General features: G+C 36.8%; 11 protein-coding genes. 6 read left to right on the top strand and 5 right to left on the bottom strand.

The window, feature by feature from the left end; all coding sequences use genetic code 11:
* Positions 1–40: 40 nt before the first annotated feature.
* Together PATL70BA_RS16300 and PATL70BA_RS11005 are read right to left on the bottom strand one after the other, a co-directional pair.
* Positions 41–181, bottom strand: a complete 141-nt coding sequence (locus PATL70BA_RS16300) for a hypothetical protein (RefSeq protein ID WP_172596216.1) — start codon at positions 179–181, stop codon at positions 41–43.
* Between the two features lie 193 nt (positions 182–374).
* Positions 375–605: a hypothetical protein gene (locus PATL70BA_RS11005; RefSeq protein ID WP_125137408.1), complete on the bottom strand. Its 231-nt coding sequence runs from the start codon at positions 603–605 to the stop codon at positions 375–377.
* A 1,502-nt stretch (positions 606–2,107) separates the two neighbouring features.
* Between PATL70BA_RS11005 and PATL70BA_RS11000 the strand changes: the two genes are divergently transcribed.
* The 4 genes from PATL70BA_RS11000 (at position 2,108) to PATL70BA_RS10985 (ending at position 6,524) form a co-directional block, all read left to right on the top strand.
* Positions 2,108–3,466, top strand: coding sequence for an S-layer homology domain-containing protein (locus PATL70BA_RS11000; RefSeq protein WP_125137407.1), 1,359 nt, complete (start codon positions 2,108–2,110; stop codon positions 3,464–3,466).
* Between the two features lie 299 nt (positions 3,467–3,765).
* Positions 3,766–4,524, top strand: a complete 759-nt coding sequence (locus PATL70BA_RS10995; RefSeq protein WP_125137406.1) for an EFR1 family ferrodoxin — start codon at positions 3,766–3,768, stop codon at positions 4,522–4,524.
* A 123-nt stretch (positions 4,525–4,647) separates the two neighbouring features.
* Positions 4,648–5,325 carry an iron-sulfur cluster repair di-iron protein gene (gene ric, locus PATL70BA_RS10990; RefSeq protein ID WP_125137405.1) on the top strand — a complete coding sequence of 226 codons (678 nt, stop codon included), beginning with the start codon at positions 4,648–4,650 and terminating at the stop codon, positions 5,323–5,325.
* 14 nt (positions 5,326–5,339) lie between these two features.
* Complete coding sequence (locus tag PATL70BA_RS10985) at positions 5,340–6,524, top strand: anaerobic nitric oxide reductase flavorubredoxin (protein ID WP_125137404.1); 1,185 nt, start codon at positions 5,340–5,342, stop codon at positions 6,522–6,524.
* A gap of 63 nt (positions 6,525–6,587) precedes the next feature.
* Here PATL70BA_RS10985 and PATL70BA_RS10980 read toward each other — a convergent pair whose 3' ends face one another.
* From PATL70BA_RS10980 to PATL70BA_RS10970, 3 genes are all read right to left on the bottom strand, one after another.
* Positions 6,588–7,679 (bottom strand): hypothetical protein, encoded by a 1,092-nt coding sequence (locus PATL70BA_RS10980; protein WP_125137403.1) that lies wholly within the window; start codon positions 7,677–7,679, stop codon positions 6,588–6,590.
* A 217-nt stretch (positions 7,680–7,896) separates the two neighbouring features.
* A complete protein-coding gene (locus PATL70BA_RS10975; protein WP_125137402.1) occupies positions 7,897–8,814 on the bottom strand; it encodes a pseudouridine-5'-phosphate glycosidase in 918 nt (305 codons plus the stop codon).
* 3 nt (positions 8,815–8,817) lie between these two features.
* Positions 8,818–9,903: a carbohydrate kinase gene (locus tag PATL70BA_RS10970; protein WP_125137401.1), complete on the bottom strand. Its 1,086-nt coding sequence runs from the start codon at positions 9,901–9,903 to the stop codon at positions 8,818–8,820.
* A gap of 195 nt (positions 9,904–10,098) precedes the next feature.
* On the opposite strand from PATL70BA_RS10970, the gene PATL70BA_RS10965 reads away from it, so the two are divergent.
* Positions 10,099–10,809, top strand: a complete 711-nt coding sequence (locus PATL70BA_RS10965; protein ID WP_125137400.1) for a DUF6873 family GME fold protein — start codon at positions 10,099–10,101, stop codon at positions 10,807–10,809.
* Positions 10,806–11,849, top strand: a complete 1,044-nt coding sequence (locus PATL70BA_RS10960) for an elongator complex protein 3 (RefSeq protein ID WP_125137399.1) — start codon at positions 10,806–10,808, stop codon at positions 11,847–11,849. Before PATL70BA_RS10965 ends, PATL70BA_RS10960 begins: the two co-directional genes overlap by 4 nt.
* The last annotated feature ends 49 nt before the right edge of the window (positions 11,850–11,898 follow it).

Raw genomic sequence — 11,898 nt, 5'->3', positions numbered from 1 at the left:
CCACTCTATTTCAAAATACTATATTTATCGTTTGTACTTATTAATCCCACAATATATTTAAGTCAACATCCATACTATCTGGCTTCAACTCATCATCCAACTCATCCACCTGTACATTAACAGGAAAATCCAAAGCCAGCCCACTACAGATACATTGTCCCTGTGACAATATTGAAATCATCTCTTGCTTTGATCTATCTGGAAAAGCAACCGATTTTTGAATAGTTCGTAAAACCTCATCATTAATTAATCTGTGAATGAAATAGTTATGAAGTTCTTAAATCAAAGTTGGTCACATATCAGATGGTCTTTGAGTAGAAATGGTTAAAAGACAAACAAATTTTCTAACTTCTTTAATAATCTTTTCAAATACTTTAAGGTGCTATCAAAGATATACTAGAGACATAAACTTTCAAAAAAGAAATTGTCAAAAGATAGGAAAAGGGTACAAATATAGCTCCCATTGCAATAAAAATTGGCAGAATACATGAATCCATCGGATTCAGGGCCTCAACATTAAATATGAGAAACGCACTAACTCCAATTGATCCTATACATCCTACCACTGATAAAAATCCTTTGATGCCTAATAATTGATTTTTCATTTTTACCCCCATTAATCTTAACTATATTAATGCCTAATCTTGCTGTATACTTACACTCATCTTACATAATACCCTTGTAGGTAGTTGATTTCAATAGTATATGCCTATTACACAATAAAAAAACAATATCCATCTTATGTGGATATAATAATTTGATTATATGGCATTTATGTTGTCCTAAATGGTCAATTAACATTTATGAATCAAATAAGCTTCTCAAGATCTTTCGTCAAGCATTCTTAACCAACTCTACAATAACCACAATTGGTAATAAGATAATACTTATTAGGATTGTCCAGATTGTTGTTCTCTTTTTCATCATTTTCTCCTTTTAAATCACAAATATGATTGTTATCGAGTAACTGATTAGAATAGTTTAACGATGGTTCAGCAATGGTTCATGTTGGTATTAAAAGTCTTTTCCTGACCAACTTTCCAACCTTCTTCTTCCCTTTAAAGACACTAAATAATAAATGCTACCCTTTAATGCATCCTTATATGGGCTTTCTAGAGTATGATGAGTATTCGAATCTCGTTTCTCGCTTTTTATGAATCACTCAAATCCTTATGAGTTAAGGGTTTGGGTTTTTTTATTTTTCTCTTATTAGTTCCCATGAGTCCGTTCATTTGACTAAGTGAATTTTGAATGATTTGTGATGTTTTTCCTTGTTTTGGTTATTGTAGATGTAACCCCATGTTGTTTTGATATCAGCATGTCCCAGAAACTGTCTAATCATCTCTACAGGCACACCGTTACTATGCATTTCCTATGATACAATTCTTCTAATATCATGTGCTGATTTTACAGGGAACCCTGCTCTTTATTTGTCAACTGAAAAATGGTCCAAATATTATTTTAAAAATGGTCCACTTAATAATAGTCCCAGTATGGGCTACAATTAATTTGGTTTTTTGGTATACTTACATATTTTGTTTTCACATACTTCACATACAATCATGTCTATGCCACCCAAAACAGTTTTACATAAAAATCCAACTCTCTATATTCAATTTCCTGAATTATTTGACAGAACTCCATTAATGATAATGTCCTTTCTCCAGATTCTTTTCGGCTCAATCGTGTGATTAATGTGGTATTGTATATAACTTCAGCAACATTTCCACCATTTCGTATAAAAGAGAATTTTTCTGTGTTAGTTCAAAGTAAATTGCTTGAATTATAGTTTTTGAGAGTTGACAGTATTGTTTCATCATTTGCCTCCTAGTGTTTTACTAGAGATATAAATTGATAACACTGATGATGTCAGAGCCTTCTAAAATGAGTATTCTGCCATCTTTTGGTAATGTACATTCAAACATTCTACTGTCATAGCATTTTATACAGTGTCGTTAAGTACCAGGGACTGTTGAAGCTCTCTTAATAAAGTTGACGTCATATTGAAAAAACCATACGCAATTTCTGGATTGAAAAGAATATTGATAAATGATAAAATTGACATGGGCTTATGGTCCCAATAATTTAAGAGGAGAATGAAATAATAATGAAAAAAATAATAGGGGTAATCTCATTACTAATTGTGTTCACACTAACAATAGGTACAGTGTCTGCTGAGACACAAACACGCTACACGGAGAAAGCACAACAACTAAATGATTTAGGTTTATTTGCAGGTACAGACAGTGGTTTTGAACTTGATAGATCACCAAAAAGAGTTGAATCGGCGGTTATGTTAATTAGGCTTCTCGGTGTTGAAACTGATGTCAAAGCAGGTACATTTAGCCATCCATTTAATGATGTACCATCTTGGGCAAGCAACTACATTGGTTATATGTATGAAAATGGTTTGACAAAAGGCATCAGTGCAACAGAATTCGGTTCGAATCAATTAACAGATGCCAGAGGTTATTCAACATTTGTACTTCGCTCCCTAGGTTATGACGATTCAAATGGCGATTTTGCTTGGGCAACTTCTATTGACACAGCAGTCGAGAATGGTTTGCTTGCCGCCGAAGAAAAAACAAGACTTGTAGATGACCAATTCCTTAGAGATGATATGGTCAATTTCTCTTCAAATGCACTTGAACTAAAATTGAAAAATTCTAACACTACTTTGCTTGAATCTTTAGTAGAAAAAGGAGCAGTGATTGTCGTAAAAGAGGAAGTATCTGTAGAAGAAGTTTTTACTAAGGAAACAGAAATAGTTACACGTGACTATGACTATTTCATACAGATGATTAATAAGGCAACTGAAATTACTGATGGATATGCATATATTATTGAAGACACTCCTTGGGGGACTTCACATAAGTTTTACGATACATCAGAACAACTAGAAACTCTAAATGTTAAGTATATGGATTTAACGGGATATAAGAATCCATCGAAAGAAGAATTAGCCTCATATTTTGTGAGGGCTGAAGAGAATGGTTGGCCACTTGCTAGACAAGGGTATTCATTGGTTGCAGGCATTCAAAATGGCGGTGATGAGGATAATCAAATAGCAACTTTCTTCGACGAGGATAAAAACTTAGTTGCATATGCTGTCCTTTCCAATGAAGTTGACGATAGTAGAATTAAAGCATTATACGTAGAAGGTGTAGTAAGTGTTGAAGACCAAGAATCTTATGAAGAAGGAAGCATACAAACATTTGAAGAAAATGGCTATTATGCAAGTTATACTGTAAGAATAAAAAAAGACGGAAAAGTTCTTTATAAAGCCGATTCTGGATTCTATATTGAAAATAATGAACAGATTGATGGCGGATACGACAATGAGAGTAATATGTTGTCTGATGGTAGATTAAAAGTAGGGGTTTATTTGGGAAAAATATTCATACCTGATACTACTTATGAAGTTAGTATATCATCTAATTATGACCTTAATGTAAATGTTAAATAGTACTTAATAAGCTAGAGATTCTTTTACTATGATGTTGCTATTTTCAATACAGACATCTCTCTAATATAAGATGACTGAGTACGTTGTTGAGTACCTAATAAATGAATGTGTTGGAAAACTCCTTTCTATATAGGTTTGCAATTATTGTATTTGTTCGAATCTCGTTTCGCGCTTCATAGAAACACTCAATTCTAAAACTAGGATTGAGTGTTTTTTATTGGTATAATAAATATGGTTATTAAAAATAGGTCCCACTACTACAGGACACATTAATAGATATGAATACTAAGGAGATCGTGATGCTTACACTCTATTTTTCAGGAACTGGCAATACCCGCTACATTGCCACGCATTTTGCAAAAAAAATGAATCATGAAGCTTTTTCTATTGAAGAAGACCTAAACTTTGTGTCGTTGATTTCAAGTCATGAAACTATAGCTTTTTGCTATCCCATTTATACTTCGGATGTACCCTTTATTATGAAAAGATTTGTTAAGACGCATCTACATTTACTGCAAAACAAGAATCTCATTATACTCTGCACCCAGCTCTTTTTTTCCGGAGATGGGGCGCGCGTCTTTACCGATCTGTTAAAAGACATATCCTATTCTGTCATGTATGCAGAACATATCAATATGCCTAACAATATTTGTAACTTGTGGGTTTTGCCCTTAGCAAAAGAAAAGCGAATTGCTAGATACCTTAATCGTGCAGAATCCAAATTAAATAAAATGTGCGAACGTATTGAACAAGGTATTATTATTAGGCGTGGCTTTAATCCGGTTTCTAAGTGGTTGGGATGGTTCACCCAACGTGCCTATTTCCCAAAAATTGAAGCAAAAGCCATGAAAGATGTTCGAATTGACACGCATTGTAATTTGTGTGGCAAATGTACACGTGTTTGCCCCATGAATAACCTTACCATTGAAAACAACCAAATCACGCAACAAGGCGCCTGTACTTTATGTTATCGGTGTGTGAATCTATGTCCTCAAAAAGCAATAACTGTACTCATCCATTCTAAAGTGAAAAAACAGTACAGATATTGGGTAGTATAGTTTTTACTTATATTTCTTCCATTATTCTTCTATTTTGTGATGCATATCACATTCCTTCTTCTTTTTGAATGCTATTATTAGGTCAAGAGAAAACAACAATACATACTAAGGAGGAAACATAAAATGCAAAAACTAAACATAGAGCAAACAATCGGCGAAAGTGTAACCCTTCATCCGGAACTCGTAAAAGTATACATGGACTATGGCGTGGATTTCTGTTGTGGTGGTGATCGAACGGTAAAGGAAGCAATAGAAAGAGATACGCATGACATGGAGACGTTACTCCTCGAGGCAGATGAAGCTATAGAGAACGCATCAAAATTTACTGTTGATGCATCATCTATGAAGCTTACAGATTTCTCCACCCGTCAGCTCATTGACAGAATCATTAAAGAGCATCATACTTATCTTAAGGCTGAATTACCCATTATATCTGAATTGATGTTTAAGATATTAATGGTCCACGGTGAACGTCATCCTGAATTATTTGAGATTCACAAATTGTTTGGGGGATTGAAGACCGAATTAGAAGGACACCTGGTGAAAGAAGAAGTACAGCTTTTCCCAAGACTTATATCAAATGACCCTAATTGCAAAGCACTCATCGAAGAACTTGAAGCAGAACATGACGTAGCCGGTGACGCACTTCATGAACTTACAGACTTAACCAACCATTTCAAATTACCTGAAGATGCATGCACCACGTATCACATGGTTTACGAAAAACTAAAAGCTTTGGTAGCAGATATGTACATGCACGTACATACAGAAAACAATGTCTTATTTAAAAGATTTCTATAGAAAGGAGCATACAAATGTTCAAAATTAATGATCGTATTACATGGGTAGGTAAAATAGATTGGGATCTAAAAAAATTCCACGGTGAAGAATACTCAACACATAGAGGATCTTCTTATAACTCCTATTTGATTGAAGATGAAAAAATTGCACTGATTGATACGGTATGGCAACCTTTTGACGAGGAGTTTATAACGAATCTCAAAAAGGTCATCGACTTAAAAAAGATTGACTATATTATTGCCAACCATGGTGAAGTTGATCATAGTGGTGGTCTTCCTGAACTTATGAGAGAAATCCCTGGCACGCCCATTTACTGTACCGCCAACGGTATTAAGTCACTCAAAGGTCACTACCATCAGGATTGGAACTTTGTTCAAGTAAAAACCGGGGATACCTTGGATCTTGGAGAAGGTAAACTTATATTCATCGAAGCACCTATGCTTCACTGGCCAGACAATATGTTCGAGTATTATACTAAAGATGAAATTCTTTTCAGTAATGATGCTTTCGGCCAACACTATGCATCCGAGTTTATGTATAACGATCTTGTAGATCAAGCTGAACTTTATCAAGAAGCCCTTAAGTATTATGCCAATATATTGACACCATTTAGCCCCTTGGTATCGAAGAAAATCCATGAAGTCCTTGGATTTAACGTACCTGTAAGCATGATCTGCCCAGCGCATGGTATTATCTGGCGAGAAAATCCCACTCAAATCGTTGAGAAGTATCTAGAATGGGCTGATAATTACCAAGAACATCAAGTAACCGTCATCTACGATACTATGTGGGATGCTACCAAAAAAATGGCTGAAGCAATTGCCGAAGGTGTTAAATCAGTGGATCCAACGCTTAACATTAAGCTATATAATGTAGGTACAGCTGATAAAAATGATGTGATTTCCGAAGTTTTTAAGGCTAAACTTGTGGTGGCAGGGTCCTCAACAATTAACAAAGGTATTTTATCTGCTATGGCTGCAACCCTTGAAATGATAAAAGGTTTGAACTTCAAAAATAAAAAAGCCGCCGGCTTTGGCAGCTATGGTTGGAGTGGTGAGTCACCTAAACTCATGAAAAAAGCCCTTGAAGATTGTGGCTTTGATGTTCTCGAAGAAGGCCTTGGTGTTCTTTGGAAGCCGGATGAAAATGCACTTAAACTATGCCGTGACTATGGTACACAACTCGCAAACAAACTATAAATAATAATCAAAATAATCACCTGTTCAGGCCTATGTAACTTTGCCGGACAAGGTGATTATTTTTTAGTCTATTGGATATAAGTTTTGCATCATTTCCTGTGATGCATTAAAAATCTCATTTGTACGGTTATAAAGCCCATCCATATCTTCATAGCTACCAAGTATCCCGCCATCATGTGTAAGAATCCAATCGGTTATGGCTTCTACTGTAGATGTGACCACGGGTGTCTTGCGCTCCTTTAGAACGTCATCATAAACTTGTTGCAAAGGCATGGATACTGTAAAATCTTCATTTAACATACCATCAAATATATTGGGACTCGATAACTTCCATAGGCTTATGGTCAAATTTTCACGTATGTTTCGTTTGTACTCAATAGGCGCATTTGGGTAGTCCATGAGAAATTGCTCTGAGCGATAGGCTCTTTCTTTTAATGCTTCCGGTGAAATTGCCAAATACTCCTCAATGGTTGTGGGTTCAATGACGAACTCAGACAGCATACTCAAATAAGACTTGGTCATATCACCTACATACATGCCATACTCTTGCAAATAATACAAATAATCTACCACCGGATAAAAACTTCCCTCTGCACTGTACAGACCATAGCCTTGATCAAAGAGCATTTGCAAACTGCTTTTATATGATGTATTGTCAATTAGAGATATTAATATATCTTTTTCGCTTCCCAAGAAAGCATACCCATTGGAAAAGCGATCTGCATTTTTTTCATATATATCAAACAGATAAGTATGCATATCAATCTGAGGATCTTCATAAAGGAAAATAGTTTGCTGTGCCATACCCACTTCACCTCTAACAATGAGCTCTGCTAACATATCATCCGCCAAAGATGTGTGGGCATTTCGAATATTTTCATCGATATAGGTCTTGACCTCTTTGATATTAGGACCGGTAAATAAAAATGCAACAAATCGATCACGCATTAATTGTTCCTGAGATAAATCCAAGTCATCAGGGACTTCTTCACTCTCTGAATCCTCTACTTCTAGATCAAGGGCATCTTGTGTCTCTGGTTCTTCTTCTATTATCGTTTGTTCCGGCAATTCTTCATCTATATTAATATCATTTTTGTTACATGATGATGCCAATAGCAACATCCCAAGTAACCCAATGCTTATCCATTTTTTCATGTGAACCTCCCGATTCTTTTGTACAACGACCTCATACTAGCACATATATGTTACAATTCGTTTATAAAAGTCATACGATTAAGTAACATAACATGAACCTTGACCCATATTATATATCATTCACCTCTTTATTTGTAGTGAGACATATGGTTCATTGTTTTTGGGAGGCTATAGATGGAATAACCTAGAAGTTCGGCTTTTCCATCTATAGTATTTTCTATAATGCTTTTGTAAAGGCTTTTGCAATACCTGAAGCCACTCTTGCATTGTTGTAAACCAGTTGAATGTTCGTCTCAAGGCTCTCACCATGGGTTAATTCTTTTACTTTGGCTAACAAAAATGGTGTTGAATCTTTGCCCTTAATGCCTTGCTTACTTAACTCATCTAAGGCTTGTTCAATTGCTGTTGTGATTTGTTCTTCGTCCTCTTCATAAGCTTCCGGAACCGGATTACCAATTACAAAACCACCACGAAGCTTCATGGACCACTTCGCTTCCATCATAGCTGCTACTTCTTCCGGGGAATCCACACGAACATCCACATCAAACCCACTATCTCTCAAATAAAAGGCAGGAAGATGATCCGTTTCGTACCCAATAACCGTAACACCCTGTGTTTCAAGATATTCCAAGGTGAGTCCAATATCCAGGATGGATTTGATGCCTGCACAGACAACCGCCACATCTGTATGCGCCAGTTCCATTAGATCTGCTGATATATCAAAAGTTTCAGTCGCGCCTCTATGGACGCCACCTATGCCTCCTGTTGCAAACACTTTAATTCCCGCCATCTCCGCAATCATCATAGTGGTCGCAACTGTGGTTGCGCCATCTAATTTTTGGGCCACAACAACCGGTAAATCTCGACGGCTACATTTGATAACCTCAAGTCCTTTTTTACCCAGATATTCAATTTCATCTTTGGATAAACCCACCTTGAGTTTACCATTTATTATGGCTATGGTTGCCGGGACTGCACCATTTTCTCTGACAATCTCCTCAACTTTTAATGCCGTTTCCACATTTTGTGGATAGGGCATACCATGAGATATGATGGTAGATTCAAGAGCCACTACCGGCTTATTCATTTCAAGCGCCTCTTCAATTTCTTTACTGATTTCCAAATATCTATTCATCTCTTAACGCTCCTTTATCATTTGCTTAATGTTATCAACCGACAGGTTCCTTGCAATGGTATCTTCACTCATCACGGTCACACCAGATGCACCTAGACAAAAATCTACAAAATCAATGCCCCTAAGTTGATGTTGCAGAGCATATACCATAGCTGCTGTGAAAGCATCTCCGGCACCTGTCACATTTACAACATCTGATACTTTTGAACTTCTAAAAAAACTATGTTCTTCATCTGTAAAATACACACCTTTTTTCCCCAAAGTAATAAACACTTTTTTAATACCCATATCAAGAAAAGCTTGCCCAGCTGATTCTATGTCTTTGTCAGTAAGGATTTTTCTATCCAGGAGCACTTCAGCCTCAATAAGATTGGGCTTAATGCCATAAAAACCATCCAGTACCGCTTTGCCTCTGAGTGCTTTCGTCGTTGATACAGTATCGAAAATAAGCTTCGTGTTCTGTAAATGCCGTACTAAAAAATGAATGCTTGCCTCTGGTAGATTGGCATCGATAACGGTATAGGCACTTTTATCAATCTTCATCAGCTTCGTCCTTAAGAAATCCTCATTCAACCTGCTTGTTATGGACATATCAGAAACTGCTGTAACCATGTCCCCAAGGTGATCTAAGATATAAAGATACGTGGATGTGCGTTCATTCATAAGCAATAAACAGTCTTCAATGTCAATACCGCGCTCTACGGCATTTTCTCGCACCATTGAAGCTTCGGCATCTCCGCCCATAGCTGTTATCAATCTTACAGGCACTTCCAACATGGACAGGTTTTCCGCAATGTTTCTACCCACGCCACCCAGAGCATGGTTGATTTTTCCCGGATTGGAATCTTCCATAATAATCATCCGATCGGATTTACCTTGATAATCAACATTGGCACCTCCGATGACTGTGACGGGATGTTCGGTATTGGTGATATAGCCTTTGCCCTTGATATAGCCTTTTTTCATCAGATTACTGATATGAACCCCAACAGATGTGCGGGTGATACCAAGCATGGCTGCTAATTCGGCTTGTGAAATCATAGGGTCTTTTTCAATTAAGTTATACACTTCACGTTCTCGTTCTGTCATAGCGCCTCCTAAACATTTGTTAGTATCACTTACATATGATTAGTTTATCATGTTCGTCCTCTTATGACAAGCTTCATAAGTCTAAATGCTTATATAAAAAAGCTATTGTTATTTCTATGTTTTTTACATTATAATCTTAGTAGATGGTTAAGATGTTCGTTAACCAAAAATATCTATCATAAAGAGGTGAGCCACTTGCGTTTGATCTTCATCGCCGACAATGCCTATCCATCCCTAAAAAAACACCTTCAAACCCTGGGCGAAGTTATAGAAATCCCAAAATCCAATCACTTATATCCAAGTGTAGCCAACCATGTGGATTTACATATTCATATTGTAGATCAGATTATTTTCTTATCCCGTACAATTCCAGATGCAATCTATAATCGATTGAATACCTTAGGGATTGATGTATGTAAGATTGATGAGGTCTTAGAAGCCGTTTATCCTAAGTCTGCTTACCTGAATGCTTTGTCCTTCACAGATTATTTTCTACATCCAAGATCTATTACAGCTCATAAGTTGAAAAAACATATAGACGCCACTTCAAGACAATGGATTGATATCAAGCAAGGCTATACAAGATGTGTTGCTCTCCCTGTGGCAGATCAAGGACTTATCACCACTGATGATGGTATTATAAACGCATGCAAATCTACAAGCCTAGAAGTGTTAAAAATACAACCGGGCTTTGTTCGTCTTGAACATCATGATTATGGTTTTATAGGCGGAACTGCCGGCCAAATTCAAGATACACTCTATTTTAACGGTGATTTGACCACACATCCGGATCACCATACCATAAAAGCATTTATACAAAAACATGACTGTCATATCTTTCAAGTCGATGGTATGCCGCTTTTGGATATCGGTTCCATTCTTGTTTATGAAGGAGATTATCTATGAAAAAACATATGAATATACCTATTTTTGTACCTCACAATGGCTGTCCTCATGATTGTATCTTTTGCAATCAAAAAAAGATATCCGGGTATAAGAACAGTTTCAATGAGCGTCAAATCCGAGATGAGATTGAAGCCTATCTCTCTACAGCAAAGGGTGTTCCTCATATTGAGATTGCTTTCTTCGGTGGTAGTTTTACAGGTATTCCAATAGAAGAACAGAAGTCATATCTCACACTTGCAACAGAATATATACACAAATACAACCTAGATGGTATACGATTATCCACAAGACCGGATATGATCACTAAAGAGATTCTGGACTTCTTAAGCCATTACCCAGTAATCGGTATTGAATTAGGTGTTCAATCTATGTCCGACGAAGTCCTTCAAGCGTCAAAACGTGGTCACTCTTCATATGATGTAATCAAAGCTTGCAAGCTGATTCGTTCTTACCCTTTTGATTTGGGTCTTCAAATGATGCTCGGTTTACCTAAGGATACAGTAGCACGTTCTCTCTCTACAGCAGATCAGATAATCAACCTAGATCCGGATATGGTCCGCATCTACCCCACGTTGGTCATAAAAGATACCCCTCTTGAGACACTCTATCATCAAGGGCTCTACACACCATGGAATCTCGAGACAACCATCAACCTTTGTCTTGATATTTTACCAAGATTTGAAGCTGCAGGTATTAAGGTTCTACGTGTTGGCCTGCAAACAACCCCTGAGATTCAATTGGGCCAAGATGTCGTTGCCGGACCTTTCCATCCGGCACTCAAGCAGCTTATAGATGAAAAACGACTCTTAAATTACATTCTTGATTTCGTAGTCGATATTAATGAACCCATATATGTCGAAGCAAACCATAAACTCTATCAGGCTTTGGTGGGACATAAAAAAGGACATCTGCCTATTTGGTCCGGTCATGATCCTATTATCCATATTCGTCAAAATCCCGATTTGCCCATACATGTTATAAAGATAGGAAATACCTATCACAGTAGCTATAGACCGGAGAATTTGCATCAAACAAGATAACATTCAAGGCGTATGTATACAATAAACGATAGCTTAAACTAAATTTTAC

It is taken from the genome of Petrocella atlantisensis (assembly GCF_900538275.1).
GTDB classification, from domain to species: domain Bacteria; phylum Bacillota; class Clostridia; order Lachnospirales; family Vallitaleaceae; genus Petrocella; species Petrocella atlantisensis.
The sequence above is the reverse complement of the archived record's forward strand: the minus strand, read 5'-3'. Positions and strand labels throughout refer to the sequence as shown.

Coding starts and splice junctions, on each gene's coding strand:
- PATL70BA_RS10960 (WP_125137399.1), top strand. CDS start 10,806: ATGAAAAAACATATGAATATACCTATTTTTGTACCTCACAATGGCTGT.
- PATL70BA_RS10975 (WP_125137402.1), bottom strand. CDS start 8,814: ATGAATAGATATTTGGAAATCAGTAAAGAAATTGAAGAGGCGCTTGAA.
- PATL70BA_RS10970 (WP_125137401.1), bottom strand. CDS start 9,903: ATGACAGAACGAGAACGTGAAGTGTATAACTTAATTGAAAAAGACCCT.
- ric (WP_125137405.1), top strand. CDS start 4,648: ATGCAAAAACTAAACATAGAGCAAACAATCGGCGAAAGTGTAACCCTT.
- PATL70BA_RS11000 (WP_125137407.1), top strand. CDS start 2,108: ATGAAAAAAATAATAGGGGTAATCTCATTACTAATTGTGTTCACACTA.
- PATL70BA_RS10980 (WP_125137403.1), bottom strand. CDS start 7,679: ATGAAAAAATGGATAAGCATTGGGTTACTTGGGATGTTGCTATTGGCA.
- PATL70BA_RS11005 (WP_125137408.1), bottom strand. CDS start 605: ATGAAAAATCAATTATTAGGCATCAAAGGATTTTTATCAGTGGTAGGA.
- PATL70BA_RS16300 (WP_172596216.1), bottom strand. CDS start 181: ATGATTTCAATATTGTCACAGGGACAATGTATCTGTAGTGGGCTGGCT.
- PATL70BA_RS10995 (WP_125137406.1), top strand. CDS start 3,766: ATGCTTACACTCTATTTTTCAGGAACTGGCAATACCCGCTACATTGCC.
- PATL70BA_RS10985 (WP_125137404.1), top strand. CDS start 5,340: ATGTTCAAAATTAATGATCGTATTACATGGGTAGGTAAAATAGATTGG.